Source organism: Sphingomonas sp. UYEF23 (assembly GCF_040546165.1).
Taxonomy (GTDB): domain Bacteria; phylum Pseudomonadota; class Alphaproteobacteria; order Sphingomonadales; family Sphingomonadaceae; genus Sphingomonas; species Sphingomonas glacialis.
Map to the genome: position 1 here is coordinate 527,278 of NZ_JBEPNG010000001.1, position 20,176 is coordinate 547,453.

Annotated in this window: 18 protein-coding genes; 5 read left to right on the plus strand and 13 right to left on the minus strand. The window is 66.7% G+C overall.

Annotation, left to right across the window (positions count from 1 at the left end; all coding sequences use genetic code 11):
- Positions 1 to 434: 434 nt before the first annotated feature.
- Both dnaJ and dnaK read right to left on the minus strand, forming a co-directional pair.
- Positions 435 to 1,550 carry a molecular chaperone DnaJ gene (gene dnaJ, locus ABIB28_RS02510; protein WP_354286118.1) on the minus strand — a complete coding sequence of 372 codons (1,116 nt, stop codon included), beginning with the start codon at positions 1,548 to 1,550 and terminating at the stop codon, positions 435 to 437.
- Positions 1,551 to 1,681: 131 nt separating this feature from the next.
- Entirely contained in the window at positions 1,682 to 3,592 is a 1,911-nt protein-coding gene (gene dnaK / locus ABIB28_RS02515; RefSeq protein ID WP_354286120.1) for a molecular chaperone DnaK, read from the minus strand.
- Positions 3,593 to 3,774: 182 nt separating this feature from the next.
- Here dnaK and ABIB28_RS02520 point away from each other — a divergent pair, with 182 nt between their 5' ends.
- Entirely contained in the window at positions 3,775 to 4,197 is a 423-nt protein-coding gene (locus tag ABIB28_RS02520; protein ID WP_354286122.1) for a copper chaperone PCu(A)C, read from the plus strand.
- 7 nt (positions 4,198 to 4,204) lie between these two features.
- Here ABIB28_RS02520 and ABIB28_RS02525 read toward each other — a convergent pair whose 3' ends face one another.
- From ABIB28_RS02525 to glmU, 7 genes are all read right to left on the minus strand, one after another.
- Positions 4,205 to 6,067, minus strand: a complete 1,863-nt coding sequence (locus tag ABIB28_RS02525; RefSeq protein WP_354286124.1) for an ATP-binding protein — start codon at positions 6,065 to 6,067, stop codon at positions 4,205 to 4,207.
- On the minus strand, positions 6,067 to 7,962 hold the full coding sequence (locus tag ABIB28_RS02530) for an EAL domain-containing protein (RefSeq protein WP_354286126.1): 1,896 nt from the start codon (positions 7,960 to 7,962) through the stop codon (positions 6,067 to 6,069). Before ABIB28_RS02530 ends, ABIB28_RS02525 begins: the two co-directional genes overlap by 1 nt.
- A 93-nt stretch (positions 7,963 to 8,055) precedes the next feature.
- Positions 8,056 to 8,946 carry an ROK family protein gene (locus tag ABIB28_RS02535; RefSeq protein WP_133188865.1) on the minus strand — a complete coding sequence of 297 codons (891 nt, stop codon included), beginning with the start codon at positions 8,944 to 8,946 and terminating at the stop codon, positions 8,056 to 8,058.
- Positions 8,943 to 10,766 (minus strand): glutamine--fructose-6-phosphate transaminase (isomerizing), encoded by a 1,824-nt coding sequence (gene glmS / locus ABIB28_RS02540; RefSeq protein ID WP_354286129.1) that lies wholly within the window; start codon positions 10,764 to 10,766, stop codon positions 8,943 to 8,945. The genes ABIB28_RS02535 and glmS overlap by 4 nt, the downstream gene beginning before the upstream one ends.
- Before the next feature lie 14 nt (positions 10,767 to 10,780).
- On the minus strand, positions 10,781 to 11,146 hold the full coding sequence (locus tag ABIB28_RS02545) for a type II toxin-antitoxin system VapC family toxin (protein ID WP_133188869.1): 366 nt from the start codon (positions 11,144 to 11,146) through the stop codon (positions 10,781 to 10,783).
- Positions 11,143 to 11,523: a ribbon-helix-helix domain-containing protein gene (locus ABIB28_RS02550; protein WP_229839191.1), complete on the minus strand. Its 381-nt coding sequence runs from the start codon at positions 11,521 to 11,523 to the stop codon at positions 11,143 to 11,145. The genes ABIB28_RS02545 and ABIB28_RS02550 overlap by 4 nt, the downstream gene beginning before the upstream one ends.
- 25 nt (positions 11,524 to 11,548) lie before the next feature.
- A complete protein-coding gene (gene glmU, locus ABIB28_RS02555; protein WP_354286132.1) occupies positions 11,549 to 12,910 on the minus strand; it encodes a bifunctional UDP-N-acetylglucosamine diphosphorylase/glucosamine-1-phosphate N-acetyltransferase GlmU in 1,362 nt (453 codons plus the stop codon).
- A gap of 61 nt (positions 12,911 to 12,971) precedes the next feature.
- On the opposite strand from glmU, the gene ABIB28_RS02560 reads away from it, so the two are divergent.
- On the plus strand, positions 12,972 to 13,658 hold the full coding sequence (locus ABIB28_RS02560) for an HAD hydrolase-like protein (protein ID WP_354286133.1): 687 nt from the start codon (positions 12,972 to 12,974) through the stop codon (positions 13,656 to 13,658).
- Here ABIB28_RS02560 and ABIB28_RS02565 read toward each other — a convergent pair.
- From ABIB28_RS02565 to ABIB28_RS02580, 4 genes are read right to left on the minus strand one after another with little or no spacing between them, the layout of a single operon-like run.
- Positions 13,650 to 14,726 (minus strand): nucleotidyltransferase domain-containing protein, encoded by a 1,077-nt coding sequence (locus tag ABIB28_RS02565; protein WP_354286135.1) that lies wholly within the window; start codon positions 14,724 to 14,726, stop codon positions 13,650 to 13,652. The two genes, ABIB28_RS02560 and ABIB28_RS02565, sit on opposite strands and share 9 nt — an antisense overlap.
- Positions 14,711 to 15,571: an HprK-related kinase A gene (locus ABIB28_RS02570; protein WP_354286137.1), complete on the minus strand. Its 861-nt coding sequence runs from the start codon at positions 15,569 to 15,571 to the stop codon at positions 14,711 to 14,713. Before ABIB28_RS02570 ends, ABIB28_RS02565 begins: the two co-directional genes overlap by 16 nt.
- Complete coding sequence (locus ABIB28_RS02575) at positions 15,568 to 15,855, minus strand: HPr-rel-A system PqqD family peptide chaperone (protein ID WP_354286139.1); 288 nt, start codon at positions 15,853 to 15,855, stop codon at positions 15,568 to 15,570. The genes ABIB28_RS02570 and ABIB28_RS02575 overlap by 4 nt, the downstream gene beginning before the upstream one ends.
- 4 nt (positions 15,856 to 15,859) lie before the next feature.
- Positions 15,860 to 16,252 carry a hypothetical protein gene (locus tag ABIB28_RS02580; protein ID WP_133188879.1) on the minus strand — a complete coding sequence of 131 codons (393 nt, stop codon included), beginning with the start codon at positions 16,250 to 16,252 and terminating at the stop codon, positions 15,860 to 15,862.
- 79 nt (positions 16,253 to 16,331) lie between these two features.
- Between ABIB28_RS02580 and ABIB28_RS02585 the strand changes: the two genes are divergently transcribed.
- From ABIB28_RS02585 to pstC, 3 genes are all read left to right on the plus strand, one after another.
- Positions 16,332 to 17,567: an ATP-binding protein gene (locus ABIB28_RS02585; protein ID WP_354286141.1), complete on the plus strand. Its 1,236-nt coding sequence runs from the start codon at positions 16,332 to 16,334 to the stop codon at positions 17,565 to 17,567.
- A 74-nt stretch (positions 17,568 to 17,641) separates the two neighbouring features.
- Positions 17,642 to 18,706, plus strand: coding sequence for a substrate-binding domain-containing protein (locus ABIB28_RS02590; protein ID WP_322163227.1), 1,065 nt, complete (start codon positions 17,642 to 17,644; stop codon positions 18,704 to 18,706).
- A gap of 42 nt (positions 18,707 to 18,748) precedes the next feature.
- Positions 18,749 to 20,125, plus strand: coding sequence for a phosphate ABC transporter permease subunit PstC (gene pstC, locus ABIB28_RS02595; RefSeq protein WP_354286144.1), 1,377 nt, complete (start codon positions 18,749 to 18,751; stop codon positions 20,123 to 20,125).
- Positions 20,126 to 20,176 lie beyond the last annotated feature (51 nt).

Sequence of the window (20,176 nt, forward strand, 5' to 3'; positions counted from 1 at the left end):
CCGGCTCGGTATACCCGAATCGGCCCTTGTAGGACAGGGCCCGTTCGAAACCGCCTAAGACGGAGCGCTCCGCGTCCGCCCGAAGCCCTTCATCGATGATTTTGCACAGTTCAACGTGCAAATGCTGCACCTGCGAATGCTCGTAATAAAATTGCGCGGATAAGCAACAATCTCCACATGCCTCCTCGCCGGGACGAGCCCGGTATCGGAGACACCTACCATGCGCATTCTTCAAAGCCTTGCCGGCGGCCTGTTCGCTGTTGCAGGCGTCGCGCTGGTGGTCGAGGTTCTCATCCTCTGACCCATCGGCCCACCCGCCCCTTCTTTTGACGGGGCGGCCAGGGCCGTGGGGTCGAGAGCAGGTTTCAAGAAAATTCGGGCCAACGCACGCAGCATGGCAGCCCCTCCCCTGACGGGGAGGGGCTGGAAATTGCTCAGCCCCAGGCGCTCTTCATCTTCTTGAAGAAGCCGCTCGTCTGCGGGCATTCCTTGCCCGTCTCGGTCGCGCGGAATTCCTCGAGCAGCTCGCGCTGGCGCGAGGTAAGGTGCGTCGGCGTCTCGACCTCGATCTGGATGACGAGATCGCCACGACCGCGCCCTTGCAACACGGGCATGCCCGCGCCGCGCTGACGTAGCTCACGCCCGCTCTGCGTGCCCGCCGGGATCTTGATCTGGTGATCGACGCCGTCGGGGCCGGCGATATGGACTTCGCCACCGAGCGCGGCGGTGGTGAAGCTGATCGGCGTGCGCGCGAACAGCGTCGTGCCTTCACGCTCGAACAGCGGATGCCGCGCCACGTGGAGGAAGATGTAGAGATCCCCCGCCGGCGCCCCGCGCAAGCCCGCCTCGCCCTCGCCGGTCAAGCGAACGCGCGTGCCCTCGTCGACGCCGGGCGGGATGTTGACGGTGCGCGTCTTGGTCTTCTCGACGCGGCCCTCGCCGTGGCAATTGCCGCACGGATCGGCGATCGTCTGGCCGGCGCCGTGGCACGTCGGGCACGTCCGCTCGACGACGAAGAAGCCCTGCTGCGCGCGGACCTTGCCGTGGCCCTTGCAGGTCTGGCAGGTCTTGGCGGCGGTACCCTTGGTCGCGCCCGAACCGTCGCACACGTCGCACACGCCCGAAACATCGATCGTGATGTCGCTCGCCTTGCCGTGAAAGGCTTCCTCGAGCGTGATCTCCATGTCGTAGCGCAAGTCCGCGCCGCGCTGCGGTCCGCGCGATCCGCCGCGCTGGCCGCCCATGAATTCGCCGAAGATGTTCTCGAAAATATCGGAGAAGCCGCTGAAATCCTGCGCGCCGCCACCGCCGCCGCCCTGCTGCTTGAACGCAGCGTGGCCGTAGCGATCGTACGCCGCGCGCTTCTGCGGGTCCTTGAGGCAGTCATACGCCTCGCTGATCGCCTTGAAGCGTTCTTCGGAGTCGCCACAGCCCGGATTCTTGTCGGGGTGATAGCGCATCGCGAGCCGGCGGTAGGAGGATTTGAGCGTGCCGTCGTCGGCAGTCCGCTCGCATTCTAGCAGTTCGTAGAAATCGATATCGGTGGTCACGTTTCAGCCCCCGCCTCTCCGCCGTCACCCCCGCGAAAGCGGGGGTCCCGCCTCTCCACCGAACCGCAAAGGCCGGCAGAAGAAGCGGGATTCCCGCGTGCGCGGGAATGACGGGCTGGGCTCATTCCAGTTTACGCTTTGTGGTCGTCGACCTCGGAGAATTCCGCGTCGACCACGTCTTCCTTGGGCGCTTCGGCGTCTGCGGCGGGCCCCGAAGAACCTTGGGCATCGGCCTGCGCCTGCTTCTCGTAGATCGCCTGGCCGAGCTTCATCGCGACCTGCGCGAGCGCCTCCGACTTGGTCTTCATCGCTTCGGGATCACCACCTTCGACCGCGGTCTTGGTCTCGGCGATCGCCGCTTCGATCTCGCCCTTCAGCGCGCCATCGACCTTGTCGGCATTGTCGGCAAGCTGACGCTCGGTCGTGTGGATCAGCGATTCGGCGTTGTTCTTCGCCTCGGCCGCTGCACGGCGCTGCTTGTCGTCCTCGGCGAACTGCTCGGCATCGCGGACCATCTGCTCGATGTCGCGATCCGACAGGCCACCCGAGGCCTGGATGCGGATCTGCTGCTCCTTGCCGGTGCCCTTGTCCTTGGCCGACACGTTGACGAGGCCGTTGGCGTCGATGTCGAAAGTGACTTCGATCTGCGGCACGCCGCGCGGCGCCGACGGGATACCGACCAGATCGAACTGGCCGAGCATCTTGTTGTCGGCCGCCATTTCGCGCTCGCCCTGGAACACGCGGATGGTGACAGCCTGCTGGTTGTCGTCCGCAGTCGAATAGGTCTGCGACTTCTTGGTCGGGATCGTCGTGTTGCGATCGATCATGCGGGTGAACACGCCACCCAGCGTCTCGATGCCGAGCGACAGCGGGGTCACGTCGAGCAGCAGCACGTCCTTGACGTCGCCCTGCAGCACGCCGGCCTGGATCGCCGCGCCCATCGCCACGACCTCATCGGGGTTGACGCCCGAATGCGGCTCCTTGCCGAAGAAGTCCTTCACGACCTGACGGACCTTGGGCATGCGCGTCATGCCGCCGACGAGGACGACTTCCGAGATGTCGCTGGTCTGGATGCCGGCGTCCTTCATCGCCTTCTTGCACGGCTCGAGCGTGCGCTGGATCAAGTCCTCGACGAGACGCTCGAGATCCGAGCGCGTGATCGCCTTGACGAGATGCTTCGGGCCGTTCTGGTCGGCGGTGATGAAGGGCAGGTTGACCTCGGTCGTCGCTGCCGACGAGAGCTCGATCTTCGCCTTCTCGGCCGCTTCCTTCAAACGCTGGAGCGCCAGCTTGTCCTTGGTGAGGTCGATGCCCTCGGCCTTCTTGAAGTCTTCCGACAGGAAGTTGAGCAGCTTGTTGTCGAAATCCTCGCCGCCGAGGAAGGTGTCGCCGTTGGTCGCCTTCACTTCGAACACGCCATCGCCGATCTCGAGGATCGAGATATCGAAGGTGCCGCCGCCGAGGTCATAGACCGCGATCGTCTTGTTGGTGTCCTTGTCGAGACCATACGCAAGTGCCGCGGCCGTCGGCTCGTTGATGATGCGGAGCACCTCGAGACCGGCGATCTGCCCGGCGTCCTTGGTCGCCTGGCGCTGCGCGTCGTTGAAATAGGCCGGCACGGTGATGACCGCCTGCGTGACCGTCTCGCCGAGATACGCCTCGGCGGTTTCCTTCATCTTCTGCAGCGTGAACGCCGAGATCTGCGACGGCGAATATTCCTTGCCGCCGGCGCCGACCCAGGCGTCGCCATTGTTGCCGCGCACGATGTTGTACGGGACCAGCTCGGTGTCCTTCTTGGTGATCGGATCGTCGAAACGACGGCCGATCAGGCGCTTCACCGCGAAGATCGTGTTCTCAGGGTTGGTCACTGCCTGGCGCTTGGCCGGCTGGCCGACCAGCCGCTCGCCATCCTTGGCGAACGCGACGATCGACGGCGTGGTGCGCGCGCCTTCTGCATTCTCGATCACCTTCGGCTTGCCGCCCTCCATCACCGAGACGCAGCTGTTGGTCGTGCCGAGATCGATTCCGATTACTTTTGCCATTGGTCCTCTGGGGCCCCCATCGCTAGAAAAATTGCCATTCCATCGCGCCCTTAGAATAAGCAGCGCGACACTTCACTCCGGCGATATAGGGGGGCTTTCGCTTGTCGCAAGATTTCACCGCACGTATGGCGCGACAAGTTGTTCCCAAAGCGGGAGTTCGTCGTTTGCGCAATCGTCTGGTTTTGATCGCTGCCCTGGCCCTGGGCGCGTGCGGCAGTGGGCCGCCCAAGCTCTCGGTCGAGAAGGGCTATATCCGCCTCGGCGCGGCGCCGCGCCTGCCGGCGGTCGCCTATTTCACGATCCATGGCGGCACCGCCGATACTGCGCTGATCGCGGTGAGCAGCGAAGTGTCGATCAAGAACGAATTGCACCAATCGATGCAGTCGGGCGGCATGGCGTCGATGAAGCCGCTCGGCGATGTGCCGATCCCCGCCGGCGCGACCGTCGCGTTCGCGCCGGGTGGCAAGCATCTGATGCTGTTCGACATGAACCCGGGGATCAAGCCGGGGCGCGTCGTCACGCTGACCTTCACCTTTGCCAACAACCAGCGGATCCTGTTCGACGCGCCGACGATCGCGGCGGGCGCCCCCGCCCCCGCATTCTAAGCGCGCGTCACGCCGCGAGCGTTTGTTCGATCGTGGGCGCGAGGTCGAGCGTCAGCAGGGCATAGGCCCCCTTCCCGACGCCTTCGCTCTCGAGCCGCAGCGAGCCGTGCATCGCCGCCATCGAATTGGCGCACCAGTGCAGCCCCAGCCCGCCCGATTTGTGGCGACGGGTCGAGAAGCCGCGCTGGAACAGCGTTGGGGTGTTCTCGGCGGCGAACCCCTCGCCATCGTCGCGGATCGCGATGACGGCGCGGCCGTCGGCCTCGGTGATCGTGACGGTGATCGATCCGCTGTCGGTGCCGGTCGCAGCGATCGCGTCGGCGGCGTTGGAGAAGAGATTGCCGATCACCTGGCTCAGGATGATCCGGCTCGCCATCACGTAACACGCTTGCGCGGGGAAGCTGAACGCGATCGACACGCTGCCCGAATAGCGCGCGATCGTCGCATTCTTGGCGAGGATCTCGGTCACGTCGCACGGCGCCACCTCGGGCCGCTCGTGCGCCGCGCTTTGCTGGGCACCGATGATCTCGAGCACATGGCTCATCGCTTCGCGGCCGATTTGCAGTTCGCCGTAACGGTCGGCGCGATCCTTGGCTTCGGCCTCGATCGCCGCCGCGACGAAGGCGAGCAGTTTGGCGCGCCGCGCCGCGGGCAGATCGTCCTTGGCGAGCTCGGCGATCGCGCGGTCCAGCATGCTGCGCTCGACGGGCGGTGTTTGCGCGATCCCCTTGCTCAGGATCGTGCTGATAGGGTTGAGCGCGTTGCGGACGTTGTGCATCACCGCGACCGCGCTCTCGCTCTTGCCGAGCGCGAAGCTCTGCACTTCGACCTGTTCGCGCAGATCCTTCAATTGCTCGAGCATCGCGTTGAAACTGTTACGCAAAGATCCGATTTCGTCCTTGCGCGGCTCATCGGGCAGCAGCCCGAGCGAGCCCGAGGTGCGCACCATCTGCATATGGCTTTCGACGCGCGCAAGCGGGCGCAGCACGAGCATCGAAATCATCCGCCGCAGCATCGCGAGCACGAGCAGCAGCAACAGCGTCGACCCCGCGACCGCGAGCAGCAACATGCGCTGGCCAAGCAGCGAGAGATCGCGCGTCACGCTGAACGCCGCGCTGGCGACGGCGTGGCCGTCGGCGCCACGGATCGGCACCGCGATCCGCAGCGTCGAGCGCGCCGAGACGATCGCATCGGTATCGGGGCGGTTGGCGAGGTCGATCGTCGCGGGCAGCTGAAGCACGTCGGACAGCGTCTTCGAAGTGATCCGCTGCGCCATCAGCACATAGCCGCGCGGATCGCCGGTGCCGTCGCTGCGCCGCACTTCGGCGACCCCGACCGCGACGAGCTCGTTGCCGAGCCGCAGGTAATAATGCCCCGAGTTCTTCTGTCCGAGCACGCGCTTGAAATCTGTCTGGCCAAGCGCGGCGACGAATTCGCTGCGACCCGGCGGCGTTCGCCAGCGCGCGATGACGATCCGGCCGTCCTTGCCGACATAGGCCATGCCATCGACGTTGAGATTGACCATCGCGAGCGTCGAGAAGCTCTCCTTCTCGAACTCGGGCGTCGGGTGGACCATATAATCGTAGCTGGCGGTCCAGTCGCCATAGTCGCGCACCGCGCCCTCGACCTTGGTCGCGAAATCGCCGAGCGCGGCGCGCGTCCGTTCGATATGCGCGGCGACCGACTTGTCCTCGAGCTGGTTGAAGCTCGGCACGATCAAGGCGGCGAGCAACGCCGTCAGCGCGACCGAACCGATCAGGCCGATCCCCATCAGGATCACGACGAGCTTGGCACCGAGCGAACTCGGCTCGCGCAGCGCCTCGATCCGGCCGCGCGCGGTGCGCGGGGACGGCGGCGGGGGCGCGGGCATCAGCCGTGCGTTCCGTTACCCGGTTCGACCGCGTCGTCCGCCGCGGGATCGAGCATGTAGCGCGCCTGGGCGATTTCGCGCGCGCGGTCCTGCACGACGGGCCGCGAGAAGAAATAGCCCTGCATGTGGCTGCAGCCGGCGACACGCAGCGCCTGCAACTGCGCCTCGGTCTCGACGCCTTCGGCGATCACGCCGAGCCCGAGCGCATGGCCGAGATGGATGATCGAATGGACGATCGCCGCGCTCTCGCGCTCGCGCCCCATGCCGTCGATGAAGCTGCGGTCGATCTTGAGGCAATCGAGCGCGAACTTGCGGATGTTGTAGAGGCTCGAATAGCCCGTACCGAAATCGTCGAGCGCGATGCGGAAGCCCATCTGGCGCAATTTGTAGAGCGTGTCGGCGGCGCGATCGGCATCGTCGAAAATCGCGGTCTCGGTGATCTCGATCTGGACGCGGCGCGGGTCGATCCCGGCGCGCTGGACGGTCTCGACGAGCCTTGCCACGAAATTGTGACGGCGGAACTGACGCGGCGAGAAGTTGACCGAGACGTATTGGCTCGGCCATTCGGCGAGCACTTTCAGCGATTCGCCCAGCACCCAGTCGCCGAGTTCGTGGATGAGGTTGGTTTCTTCGGCGATCGGGATGAACACCGCCGGGCTGATCGGGCCATGCTCGTTGGTGTTCCAGCGCAGCAGCGCCTCGAAGCCGATGACCTCGAGCTCCTCGCGCGCGACGATCGGCTGGTAGACGAGGCTCAGCTCGCCCTTGGCGATCGCTTGCGACAGGCCTCCCTCGATCGCGCGGCGCAGGCGGATGTTCTCGTCCATGCCCTCGTCGAACAGCCGCACGACGCCGCGGCCTTCGCGTTTCGCGTCGTTGAGCGCGAGATCGGCGCGGCGCATCAAGTCGGTCGGGTCGCGCGTCTCGCCGGGCTCGGTGACGATCAGGCCGAACGACGCGCCGCCCTGGACCGAATTGCCGAGCACCTTGAAGGTCCCGGTGCAGGCTTTCAGGATGCGCTGGCATTCCATTTCGGCCGCCTCGGCGCCGGGCGTGTCGAACAGCAGCCCGAATTCGTCGCCGCCGAGCCGCGCGACGAGGCCGCCTGCGGGAATCGAGGTCTGCAGGATGTCGCAGATCGTGCGGATCAGTTCGTCGCCGGCGAGATGGCCGAGCGTGTCGTTGACGAGCTTGAAGCGATCGAGATCGACCATCGCCACCGCGAATTGTCCCGAAAGCTGTGCGCGGTCGGTCAGCGCGCGGCGGAAGGCGAGCCGGTTGGGCGCCTCGGTCAGCGAATCGTGGTTCGCCATGTGGATCGCGCGGCTTTCGTTCGCGGCGAGCTCATGGCCTTGCTCCTGGAGCTGGACGACTTGCGCGGCGAGCGTCTCGCGGGCTTCGGCGAGTTCGCGGTCGCCGCGCCAGCGGTGCGCGAGCGCGCTTGCCATCTGCGTGACCTCGGCGACTTCGAACGGCTTGGCGATGTAGAAGATCTTGTCGGCGGGGCCGGCCGCCTTGGCGATCTCGATCGGCGAGAAATCGGAATAGCCAGTGACGATGACGAGATTGATGTTGGGATCGAGCTTGCGGATCCGCGTCGCGGTTTCCTTGCCGTCGATGCCGGGCGGCATGCGCACGTCGATGAAGGCGACGGCATAGGGTTCGTCGCACGCCAATGCGGCCTCGACCGCCGCAACGCCGTCGAGCCCCTGCATCGCGTGCGTCAACGTGAAGTCGATGGTGGTATCGGGCGCGGGATCGGCAGCGTCGTCGTCTTTGCCGAACAGTTCGGCAGCCATCGCCTCGAGCGCGCCGGTGTCGACGGCCGCCGGCGCGAAACTGCGCCGGTAGCTGTCGTGCATGGCCGGTTCGTCATCGACGATCAGAATTCGCATACCCACACCCGCCCGTAAGATAGTGGGCATCAAAGCCCGTTGCGAACTCGTATGCCAAGGCGGTTAATGCGTCGTAAACGACAATGCCAAAACTCAGTCGCGTTCGAGTGCCAGGACCCCGAGCTGGACCGCGCCGAGCGGCCCCGCCATTCCGCCCAGCTCGGCCGGAACGACGAAGCGGTCGATCGGCATCAGCCCGGGCGCTGCGACATACCCGCCGAGACTCGCGACCAAGCGAGCGCGAATTTCGGGCAGCAGCTGCGGCACGCCGACCATCACGCCACCGCCCATCACGATCCGCCGCGGGATGCCGGTCAGCACCACCATGTGACAGAGCTGCGCAAGGGTATGCGCGACGGTTTCCCACGCGGGGTCGTTCGCCGCCAGATCCTGCGCGGCCGTTCCGGTGCGCGCGCGGATCGCGGTTCCCGACACCAGCCCTTCGACGCAATCGCCATGAAAGGCGCAGCTTCCGCGCCAGGCGTCGCCCGTCATCCGCACCGGGCGGATATGGCCAAGCTCGGCATGCGTCATCCCCGCGACGGGGGCGCCGTGCAGCACGAGCCCGACGCCGACGCCCGTCCCCACCGTGATATAGGCATGGTCTTCGACATCATGCGCCGCACCCCAGCGCCCTTCGCCAAGCGCGGCGCCGTTGACGTCGCTGTCGAAGCCGAACGGCACGCCCGCAATCTTCGCGAGCCGCAGCCCGACATCGGTATCGGACCAGCCCGGCTTGGTGGTCGCGGTGATGAAACCGTAATTGGCGTCGCTCCGGTCGAGCGACACCGGGCCGAAGCTCGCGACGCCGAGCGCGTCATAGCCCGACCAGCGCCGCAGCACGTCCTCGACCGCGCCGAGCGTTTCGTCGGGCGTGGTGGTCGGGATCTGGACGCGCTCGCGCACATCGTTGGGTCCGCTTGCCAGGACGCAAATGACCTTGGTTCCACCCAGCTCGACGCCGGCGATCAGGGGCGCGCTCATTCTACCGTCACCGACTTGGCGAGGTTGCGCGGTTGGTCGACATCGGTGCCCTTGATGACCGCGACATGGTACGCGAGCAGCTGCACCGGCACCGCATAGACCAGCGGCGCGATCAGCGGGTGGACCTTTGGCATCGTGATCGTCGCCATGCAGCCGTCGCCCGCCGCCTGGATACCGTCGTAATCCGAGATCAAAACGACCTTGCCGCCGCGCGCCTGGACTTCCTGCATGTTGCTGACGGTCTTGTCGAACAACGGGCCCGAGGGCGCGATGACGATGACGGGGACGTTCTCGTCGATCAAGGCGATCGGCCCGTGCTTCATCTCGCCGGCGGCATAGCCTTCGGCGTGGATGTAGCTGATTTCCTTGAGCTTCAGCGCGCCCTCGAGCGCGAGCGGATAATCGGTGCCGCGGCCGAGATAGAGCACGTCGCGCGCGCCCGCGATGTGGTGCGCCATCGCCTCGATCGCCTCGTCATAGGCGAGCGCGCCGTTGAGCGCGGCGGGGGCTTCGGCGAGATGCTTGACGATCATCTTCTCCTCGGCGGCGCTCAATTTGCCCTTGGCGCGCGCGAGGTTGGCGGCGAGGGCTGCGAGCACCGCGAGCTGGCAGGTGAAGGCCTTGGTCGAGGCGACGCCGATCTCGGGGCCGGCATGCGTCGGCAGCAGCAGATCGGCTTCGCGCGCCATCGAGCTCGTCGGCACGTTGACGACGACCGCGATGATCTGCCCCTCGGCGCGCGCGTGGCGCAGCGCGGCGAGCGTATCGGCGGTTTCGCCCGACTGGCTGATGAAGAGCGCCAGCCCCCCCTCCTCCATCACCGGCGCGCGGTAGCGGAATTCGCTGGCAACATCGAGGTCGACCGGCACGCGCGCGAACTGCTCGAACCAATATTTGGCGACCATGCCGGCGTAGAAGCTGGTGCCGCAGGCGACGATCGTGACGCGCTTGATCGTCGACAGGTCGAATTCGGGGATCGGCAGCGTGACGCGCTCTTCCATCCGCTGCAGGTACGAGCGCAGCGTCTGCGCGACGACGATCGGCTGCTCGTAGATTTCCTTGAGCATGTAATGCTTGTGGTTGCCCTTCGACACGAGGTCGCCGGTGACGCCCGAGATCGTGATCGCGCGTTCGACCGGCGTATTGGCACGGTCATAGACCTGCGCGCCCTCACGCGTGAGGACGACCCAGTCGCCTTCGTCGAGATAGGTGATCCGCTGCGTCAGCGGCGCGAGCGCGAGCGCGTCGGAGCCGAGATACATTTCGCCCTCGCCGTATCCCACAACCAGCGGCGAGCCGAGCCGGGCGCCGATCAGCAGATCGGGATGCTGGCGGAACAGGATCGCGAGTGCGAACGCGCCGTGGAGGCGCGGCAGAATTTCGCGGACGGCGTCCTCGGGCGCGAGGCCAGCCTCGACCTTCTCGCTGATGAGATGCGCGACGACTTCGGTGTCGGTCTCGCTGGTGAAGGTCCGGCCGCGGGCGATGAGTTCGTCACGCAGCGGCTTGAAATTCTCGATGATGCCGTTGTGGACGACCGCGACTTCGCCGGTCGCATGCGGATGGGCGTTGTTGGTGGTCGGGCCGCCATGCGTCGCCCAGCGCGTGTGCGCGATGCCGGTCTTGCCGGGCAGCGGATGCGCGGCGAGTTCGTTGGCGAGGTTGATCAGCTTGCCCGACGCGCGGCGGCGCTCGATCGCGCCATCGAAATCGGTGGCGATGCCGGCCGAATCATAGCCGCGATATTCGAGCCGCTTCAGACCGTCGAGCAGACGATCGGCGACGTCTTCGGTACTCAGGATGCCAACGATGCCACACATGGAATGTCTCGACCTTAAAGGGTGTAGGGGATGCGGATGCCCGGCATGGTCGCCGGAAAATCCTTGGTGTTGCGGGTCACTAGAATGCGTCCGTGAACTTGTGCTGACGCGAGGATGACCGAGTCCGCAAGCTTCAGGCGGCACTCGTTGCGCAGTTCCGCCGCGCGCGTCGCAATCGGTATATCGAGCTCATCGATCAGGAACCCCGCCAACAGCGATTTCGTTCGCGGCATCGTGATCTGGTCGACCCGGGACATGACCTCGATCCACGTCACCCGACTGATCCAGCGATCGTCAACCGACTCGAGCTCGAGCTGCGCTGACACGTTGCCGTTAAGGGCATCGATCAGGATATTGCTGTCGAACGACGTGGCGCTCACGATTTTGGCGACGGCTGCACGCCCCGAAGCTGATCGAGATAGATCGCGCGCTGACGATCATCTTCCGCGTCGAAGAGATCGGGAAACTCGGCTTTGACGTCTTCGTAATCGTCGTCCCAGGGACGGGTCCAGCTCGCGCGTTCGCGCCGCTGCCATGCGACGGCGTCACCAATGTCAGCGCGATCCTTCCAGGCTCCGAAACCGGCGCGCAGAGCCGCCAGTCGCCGTTGCCGGTTCCCCTCTTCTGCGTCGCTCGCAATCAGCCGATCGACCGCGTCACGGATCACCGCCGCGCGCGACTGACCGTGCTCGGCCGCGATCTGATCGAGCCGCGCAATGCGATCGTCGCCGAGCGAAACCAGGGTCCTGCTAGCCATTATCGACCGATATCACCGGGTGATATCACTTGCCAGCTTTCTTCGCCGTCATCGCGTCGCGAAAGCGCTTGGCCCATCCGGGTTTGGAGACTTGCTGCGGCCGCACCAACGCGAGCGCGTCGGCTTCGACGTCAGCGGTGATCACAGATCCTGCACCGACAATCGCGCCCGCGCCGATCGTCACTGGGGCGACCAGCGCCGAGTTCGACCCGATGAACGCGCCCTCGCCGATGATCGTCTTGTATTTGAAGAAACCGTCGTAATTGCAGGTGATCGTGCCCGCGCCGATGTTGGCGCCGGCCCCCACTTCGGCATCGCCGAGATAGGTCAAGTGGCTCGCCTTGGCACCCGCGCCGAGCACGGCCTTCTTCATCTCGACGAAATTGCCGATCTTCGACTTCTCGCCCATCACCGCGCCGGGGCGCAGGCGGGCGAACGGGCCGACCTCTGCCTTCGCGCCGATCTGCGCGCCCTCGATATGGCTGAAGGCGTGGAGCAGCGCGCCGTCGCCGACGGTGACGCCGGGGCCGAACACGACGTTGGGCTCGATCACGACGTCGCGGCCGATCACCGTGTCGTGCGCGAACCAGACGGTTTCGGGGGCGATCAGCGTGGCGCCGTCGGCCATCGCCTGCGCGCGGCGCTGCGCTTGCCACGATGCCTCGACGCCCGCGAGTTCGCCGCGGCTGTTAACGCCGGCGACCTCAAACGCGTCGGTCTCGATCACCGCCGAGCGACGGCCGTCGACGGCGGCGAGCATGACGATGTCGGGGAGGTAATATTCGCCCGCCGCATTGTAGTTGCCGACGCGGGCGAGCAGCGCGAACAGATCGGCGCTGCGCACCGCCATCAGCCCGGAGTTGCACAAATCGACCGCGCGTTCGGCGGGAGTCGCGTCCTTGAACTCGACCATCTTGGCAATCACGCCATCCTCGGCGATGATCCGGCCATAGGCGCCGGCATCGGCCGGACGGAAGCCGAGCACGACCGCGACGGGCGCATCGTCGGTGTTCAGCCGGTCGAGCATTGCCTGCATCGTCTGCGAGGAGACGAGCGGGACGTCGCCGTAGAGGATCAGCACATCGCCGTCGAAGCCAGCAAGCGCGGCTTCGGCCTGAGCGACGGCATGTCCGGTACCGAGCTGGTCGGCCTGCGGCGCAGTCGCGATCCCGAGCGGCGAGACCGCCGCCTCGACCTGCTCGCGCCCCGCGCCCGTCACGACGACGGTGCGCGCGGGAGTAAGCGCGGCGACGCTTGCCGCGAGGTGGAGCAGCATCGGCCGCCCGGCGATCGGATGCAGCACCTTGTGGAGATCCGATTTCATCCTCGTCCCCTTGCCCGCGGCAAGGATGATGGCGGCGATGGGGGGGCGAGACGGGCTTTCCATAACGCCAGCCCTGCCACGCCGGACTTGCCAATTCCATAGCAACCCTGCCAGGCGGGGCCGCATGACGACGAATTCATTTCAGATCGTGGGGTTCGACCTCGATGGCACCCTGGTCGACAGCAGCGGCGATCTCACCGCCGCGGTCAACGACACGCTCGACTTCGCCGGGCGTCCGTTGCTGACGGTGGCGCAAGTCAAGACGATGGTTGGCGGCGGCGCCAAGCATATGCTGGCGCAAGGGCTCGAGGCGACCGGCGGCTGCACGCCCGAGGAATTCCGCCCGCTCTACAAGCGGATGCTGGCCTATTATGCCGCGCACCTTTCGGTCCATACGCGCCCCTTCCCCGGCGTGATCGACGCGCTCGACCAGCTCGACGCGCGCGGCATCAAGAGCGCGGTCGTCACCAACAAGTTCGAGAGCCTTGCGCTCACGCTGCTCGCCGATCTCGGGCTGACCGAGCGCTTCGCGTGCATCATCGGCGGCGACACGATGGGGCCGGGCCTTTCCAAGCCCAACCGCGCGCCGATCGACGAGATGATCCGGCGCTGCGGCGGCGAGATTGGCACGACCCGCGCGGCGTTCGTCGGCGATTCGATCTATGACATCATGGCGGCGAAGAACGCCGGAATCCCCGGCATCGCGGTTAGCTTCGGCTTCCTGCTCGAGCCGGTCGAGGAGATGGGCGCCGATGCGGTGATCGATTCGTTCGACGAACTGCTCCCGACGCTCGACCGCCTGTCAGCCTGAGGCGGGCCCGGCGCCACCCTTGCGCCACTTGGTCCAAAGGTGCCGCGCGAGCATCGCGGGCGGCATGCGCAGCCAGTGCGAGCGGATGTAGAACGCCATCCGCGTCACCGGACGGGTGGTGCGCCCCCAACCGTCGCGCGCGGTGACGCGGCGGAGATAGAGGTTGTCGGACCAACGCGGGTTCAGGTCGATCGCGATCGGTGAGGTATAGCAGACTGCGGGCGTGTCATAGAGCTGCCAACACAGGCGCAACGCGCGCTGAACCTGATCGGACAAGCCCTCCTCCCAAGCGCGCTCGTATAAACTCAAATAGAAGTCGGACTGCGTTGCCGCGAACTCGCGGCAAAGCTGATCGATGTCCCACAGGTTGCGCATCCCGCCCGCCAGATCGCCGTCGGCGAACAGATGTGCTGCGGCATGGACAACCATGTCTTCGGGCGACAGCGCCCACAGCCCCGGCGCAACCTCAACCGCATCGGCGAGCAACGCCGCGGCGTTGGGGGTGATCCGCGCGGTCAGGGGCAGGATCGTGTGGTGGACGTCGATCATCCGGTCGCGGTCGCGGTGGATCAGCGGGGGGAGCTCATGCATCCACTGGCGGTAATAGGCGTCGTCATACGGATCGGGCTTGACCCATTCCCACCCCGCGTCGAGCAACGCCGCCTCGACCCTATCCAGCGATGCGCGTGGCACGAGGATGTCGAGATCCCCGATCGACCGCCCCTGCCCCGCCAGCAGATCGGCAGCGACGAAGGCGGTGCCCTTGAGCAGCACGACGCGCTCGCCGAGCGGCGCGAGTGCGCGGCGGGCAGCCTCGGCTTCCCACAAGGCGACGACCCGGCCCTGTTCGACCGAGCGCCACGCATCTTCGAGAATGCGCCCGACATTCGGTGGAACCGCCACTCCATCGAGCCGCCATGCGAGCGTGCCGAGCATCTGCTCCGCGCGGGCGATCGCGAGCAAGGCGGTCCAGCCCTGCGCGTCGAGTGCGAGCGTGCTTTCGGGCAAGCGCAGCGCGCGCGCCAGCAGCCAGCCGTCTGGCGCGCGGCGCATCATCGCGCCGCCCATGCCGCCTCCACTTGCGCGATCGCGCTGGCGGTATCGGGATAGTCGATCGCGCGCGCCGGGACCGAGGTCACGAGCTTGGTCAGCGCATCGAAGCCACGCTCGCCGAGCGCGACATAGTTGGTCGAGGCTTGCGTCAGCCGAACGAACACCTCGCTCGGCGCGACGTCGCGCGCGGCGGGTTCGAAGCCGAAGCTCGGGAAGAGGATCAGCGCCGGGCGCGCTGGCTGGATCATCGTCGCGATCGCGTGCGCATCGGGGGCGAAATGGCGGATCGTGCCCTTGGGTGTGCCCTCGAGCAGGGGCCCGAACCGATCCTCCGCCGCTTCTGCCGCGACGGTCGCGATGCTCGCATTCTTGAGGCTGACGAGTCGCGGGAAGGCAAGAAGCTGTCCCGTTTCGGGATCGAGCAAGGCAAATTCATCGCCCATCAGACGCCATCCGCGCAGCGACAGCAGCGCCGCGAGCGTCGATTTGCCCGCGCCCGAGACGCCCGTCATCATCAGCGCCTCGCCGTCCCGCTCGACGACCGAAGCGTGGAGCAGCAGGTAACGGCGCTGGCCGAGCGCCATCTGCAGGTTCATCCCCATCTCGGCGGCGAGCAGCCCTTGCGCGAGCGGCAGCGGCGCCGCTTCGGGCAGCACGAAATCGCCGCCGATCATCACGGAGGGGCGCAGCACGCGCCGCCATGGCCGCGCGGCGAAGAGGCGCACGGTGAAATCGGGGACACCATCGGTGGGCTTGGGATAGGCGCGATACAGCGTCTCGAGCTGGGCGATCGGCGCGCGCCAGTCGGAGCCGATGCGGAAACCGACCGGCCCGATCGCTACGCTGAACTGGTGGTTCATGCGCGCGACACCAGGCCGGTCGCGACGAGTTCGTCGAGCCGCTCGCGCAGCACATCCATATCGGCATCGCCGAGCGCATAGTCGCGCGCGAGCCGCTGCAGCAGCGCGGCGCGCGTCATTCCCGCCTCACCCAAAGTCGCGAGAATCTCGGGCGCTGGCGCGGTGATGAGGTGCGTGATGCCCGAGGCGCGGTGATAGACTGCGGAAAAACTGTCGAGATGGACGATGCTCAGGCTCTCGGCCCGCGCCATGCGGTAGAGGACGGTGTCGTCCGCCAGGGCCACCGGCTCAGCCGCGCGGCATCTGCAACGACGCGAAGCAGGTGAAGCCGCTCGTCCCCGATTGCAGCCGCCGGATGTAATTGGTGTAGGCGCGGCTCTGCTGATAGCTCGTTCCCGGCAGCTGTCCGCCGGCCAGCGCGGTCTTGACCTCCTCGCCCTTGAACGGCCTTCCGGGCGGCGCGAACGCCCCCAGCGTCCCACGCGGCACGGTGGTGCCGTCGGCGGCGATGTAGCTGCCCGCCCGCCCCGGATCGGGCACCGGAATCTCGCAGGTCGAGATCGACGCGGTGGTCGCGGCGAGTGCCGGGCGGATCGAGACGACCGCGGCGGCGCCGGCCGCGCCGAGCATGAGCGCGCGGCGGCGCGTGGCGTTCGGGGTCTCTGGCGGAACGTCGGTCATGGTGACAGCCATTTCACATTCGCAAATCGCTGGCAAGCAAGGCTATCGAGCTTAAGCATCTTTGGGCTAAGGCGGCGAAATGCTCCAGGGTTTCGGTTCTCGGACGATCACGGCGATCGGTCTCATCGTCGTCGCGGCGATCGCAGTGTTCCTGCTTGCGGGCGATCTGCAGCCCGCGTTGGTCACGCTGGTCGGCGGGATTGCCGCGGCGCTCGTCGCGACGGGCACCGGCGACGGCCCGATCGAGCTGCCCCGCCCCGTCCCCGCTGCCGCCGCGCTCGCCCCGCCCGAGACGCAAGACGTGATCGAGGCGATCGTCGAGCCCGTGCTGATCGTCGCCGAAGGGCGCGTGACGCATGCCAATGCCGTCGCACTCGGGCTGCTCGGCAAGCATATCGTCGGCGAGGACGTGCGCGTCGCGATCCGGCACCCGGGCGCCGCCGAACGCCTCGCCGGTCCGTCGACGGGCAGTCTGCAGGGCCCGACCAATCTCGTCGGGCTCGGCGCGCTCGACCAGCATTGGGAAATGCATGTCAGCCGCGCTGGGGGTGGTCAGCGGATCGTGCAACTCGTCGACCGCACCGGCAATTACGCCGCCGAGCGGATGCGCGTCGACTTCGTCGCGAACGCGAGCCACGAATTGCGCACCCCGCTCGCCTCGATCCTCGGCTATATCGAGACGCTTGGCGACGAAAAGGCGGGCGAGGACGCGCAGGTGCGCGGGCGCTTCCTCAAGATCATGTTCGACGAGGCGCGGCGGATGCAGCGCTTGGTCGAGGACCTGATCTCGCTGAGCCGGATCGAGGCGGAGAAATATCGTCTGCCCGATCGCGCGGTCGATGTCAGTGCGCTGATCGGCGAAGTCCGCTCCGAACTGCTCGACGCGCAGGACACGCGCAGCGCCGATATCGTCGCCGACCTCGACCTCGGGGTGCCGCCCGTGGCCGGCGACCGCGCGCAATTGAGCCAGGTGCTCCACAATCTCATCGGCAATGCGATGAAATACGGCCGCGCCGGTACGCCGGTGACGGTTCGGCTGTGGCGCGATCCGGCGGGAATGGTGCGGATCAGCGTGACCGACGAGGGCGAAGGGATCGCGCCCGAGCACATCCCGCGTCTGACCGAGCGCTTCTACCGCGTCGACCCGGGCCGCAGCCGCGCGGCGGGCGGGACCGGGCTTGGGCTCGCGATCGTCAAGCATATCATCGAGCGCCACCGCGGTCGGTTCGATGTGACGAGCACCGTGGGCAAGGGAACCACGGTGACAATTCTGCTTCCAGCGCACGGCCAGACGGGCGCTGTCATCAAACGGTAACGACAGTGTCACACAGGCGGTCCGTCGCGATGGTATTGCGATTCTACGGACCCTTCGGTCCGAGGGGAGAATCCATGAACCGGAAACGCGCGATCGTCGCCTTTGCCGCCAGCAGTGCGGCAGCGTTGGCACTCAGTGCCTGCCAGGACCAGGCCAATGGCGGGGGCGCCGGCTCGCGCGACCATATCACCGTCGTCGGATCGTCGACTGTCTTCCCCTTCACCACGATCGTCGCCGAGCAGCTCATCAACAAGACGCCGGGGATGAAATCGCCCGCGATCGAATCGACCGGCACGGGCGGCGGGATGAAGCTGTTCTGCGCTGGCGTCGGGGCGGCGCATCCCGACATCGAGGACGCCTCGCGCCGGATGAAGGCGAGCGAGTATCGCACCTGCAAGGACAATGGCGTCGACACTATCATCGAGGTCCAGATCGGGCTCGACGGCGTCGCCTTCGCCGAATCGATGAGCGGCCCCAAGCTGCAGTTGACCGCGGTCGACCTGTATAAGGCGCTCGCCGCCACGCCGATGGGCCAGCCCAACACCGCCAAGACGTGGAAGGACGTCAACCCGGCGCTGCCCGCGATCCCGATCCAGGTCTATGGTCCGCCCTCGACCAGCGGCACGCGCGATGCGCTCGCCGAGTTGATCCTCGCCAAGGGCTGCGACGCGATCAATCCCGCGCTCGCCGACAAGAAAGAGACCGACGCCGCCGGCTATGCCAAGGGCTGCACCGCGATCCGCGAGGACGGCGCCTATGTCGATGCCGGCGAGAACGACAATCTGATCGTCCAGAAGCTCCAGTCGAACCCCAATGCGATCGGCATCTTCGGCTATTCGTATCTCGAGCAGAACAAGGACAAGTTGAACGGCGTGCCGATAAACGGCGTCGAGCCGACCTATGAGACGATCGCGCGCGGCGCCTATCCGGGGTCGCGCCCGCTCTACCTCTACGTCAAGAAGGCGCATCTCACCGCGATCAAGGGGCTGCGCGAATTCCTCGCAGTCTATGCGCAATCGTGGGATCCCAAGGGGCCGCTCGTCGCCAAGGGGCTGATCGCCGCGCCCGACGACGTGCGCAAGCGCAGCGCAGCCATCATCAAGGCCGAAGCGTCGCTGGATCCGTCCAAGCTGCTCTGACCGCCTTTCCCACACCTCGAACACGAAATCGAACCACCCGCTTTGTCGATCCTTACTCTCTCCCTCGTCATTGCCGGGCTCGGCCTGATCGGCTGGCTGACGGCGCGGATGCGTGCCGTCGGCTTCCGCCGCGGCAGCACCGCGCGGTTCAGCTCGCTGCCGTCGCATTTCGGTGGCTATGTCGCCTTGTGGACGGTGTTGCCCGCCGCTCTCTTCCTGTGCGTCTGGGCGTCGACTTCGCCAGCGCTGGTGACCGACCGCGTGCTGCGCGATCCCGCCGCCGCGCAATTGCCGCGGCCGGGGTTCGACCGTGCGGCGATCCTGTCCGAAGCGCGCAGCCTTGCCGCGGGCAACAGCTTCGGCGCGTTCAACCCGCTGTCGCAAAAGCTCGCGCCCGCTTATGCTGCGGCGCAGAACCGCAACGACTGGATCGGCTCGGCGGTCGCGTTGCTGCTCGCCTTTGCGACCGGCGGGTTCGCTTATACCCGCGTCCGCCCCGATTTCCGCGCGCGCAGCAAGATCGAACGCGTCGTGATGGCGTGCCTGCTCGCCGCCTCGCTGATCGCGATCGTCACGACGATGGGGATCGTCGCGTCGCTGCTGTTCGAATCGTGGCGCTTCTTCAGCGTCGTGCCGATCGGCGACTTCCTGTTCGGGACGCATTGGAGCCCGCAAGTGATCGACCCGGCCGACCCGGGCAAGACGCTCGGCGCGGTGCCGTTGTTCTGGGGCACCTTCTTCATCGGCGCGGTGATCGCGATGCTCGTCGCGATCCCGTTCGGGCTGATGAGCGCGGTGTACCTCACGCAATATGCAACGCCGCGCGCGCGGCGCTGGATGAAGCCGATCCTCGAGGTGCTCGCGGGCGTGCCGACCGTGGTCTACGGCTATTTCGCCGCGCTGACGGTGGCGCCGGCGGTGCGCGATGTCGCGGTGTCGCTCGGCATTACCTGGGCGAGCTCCGAGAGCGCGCTCGCCGCGGGGCTGGTGATGGGGGTGATGATCATCCCGTTCGTGTCCTCGATGGCAGACGATTCGCTGGCGGCGGTGCCGGGTGCGATGCGCGACGGGAGCCTGGCGATGGGCGCGACCTCGTCCGAGACGATCAGCCGCGTATTGCTTCCCGCGGCGCTTCCCGGTGTCGTCGGTGGCGTCTTGCTCGCGGTCAGCCGCGCGATCGGCGAGACGATGATCGTGGTGATGGCGGCGAGCGGCGTCGCGACGCTCACGCTCAACCCGTTCGCCAGCGCGACCACCGTGACCAAGCAGATCGTCGACCTGCTCACCGGCGAGGCCGAGTTCGACAGCCCCAAGACGCTCGCCGCGTTCGCGCTCGGGCTCACGCTGTTCGTCATCACCCTGCTCCTCAACATCGTCGCACTGACGGTCGTGAAACGGTATCGCGAAGCTTATGAGTGACGCCCCAATCCTGAGCGGGCTCGTCCCCGGTGTCGCGACCACCGCGATCGG

Bases quoted from the DNA above. Each gene is read 5' to 3' on its own strand.
- glmU (WP_354286132.1), bottom strand. From the start codon at position 12,910: ATGGAAAGCCCGTCTCGCCCCCCCATCGCCGCCATCATCCTTGCCGCG.
- ABIB28_RS02560 (WP_354286133.1), top strand. From the start codon at position 12,972: ATGACGACGAATTCATTTCAGATCGTGGGGTTCGACCTCGATGGCACC.
- dnaK (WP_354286120.1), bottom strand. From the start codon at position 3,592: ATGGCAAAAGTAATCGGAATCGATCTCGGCACGACCAACAGCTGCGTC.
- ABIB28_RS02530 (WP_354286126.1), bottom strand. From the start codon at position 7,962: ATGCGAATTCTGATCGTCGATGACGAACCGGCCATGCACGACAGCTAC.
- ABIB28_RS02580 (WP_133188879.1), bottom strand. From the start codon at position 16,252: ATGACCGACGTTCCGCCAGAGACCCCGAACGCCACGCGCCGCCGCGCG.
- ABIB28_RS02590 (WP_322163227.1), top strand. From the start codon at position 17,642: ATGAACCGGAAACGCGCGATCGTCGCCTTTGCCGCCAGCAGTGCGGCA.
- ABIB28_RS02585 (WP_354286141.1), top strand. From the start codon at position 16,332: ATGCTCCAGGGTTTCGGTTCTCGGACGATCACGGCGATCGGTCTCATC.
- ABIB28_RS02570 (WP_354286137.1), bottom strand. From the start codon at position 15,571: ATGAACCACCAGTTCAGCGTAGCGATCGGGCCGGTCGGTTTCCGCATC.
- ABIB28_RS02535 (WP_133188865.1), bottom strand. From the start codon at position 8,946: ATGAGCGCGCCCCTGATCGCCGGCGTCGAGCTGGGTGGAACCAAGGTC.
- glmS (WP_354286129.1), bottom strand. From the start codon at position 10,766: ATGTGTGGCATCGTTGGCATCCTGAGTACCGAAGACGTCGCCGATCGT.
- ABIB28_RS02550 (WP_229839191.1), bottom strand. From the start codon at position 11,523: ATGGCTAGCAGGACCCTGGTTTCGCTCGGCGACGATCGCATTGCGCGG.
- ABIB28_RS02565 (WP_354286135.1), bottom strand. From the start codon at position 14,726: ATGGGCGGCGCGATGATGCGCCGCGCGCCAGACGGCTGGCTGCTGGCG.
- ABIB28_RS02525 (WP_354286124.1), bottom strand. From the start codon at position 6,067: ATGCCCGCGCCCCCGCCGCCGTCCCCGCGCACCGCGCGCGGCCGGATC.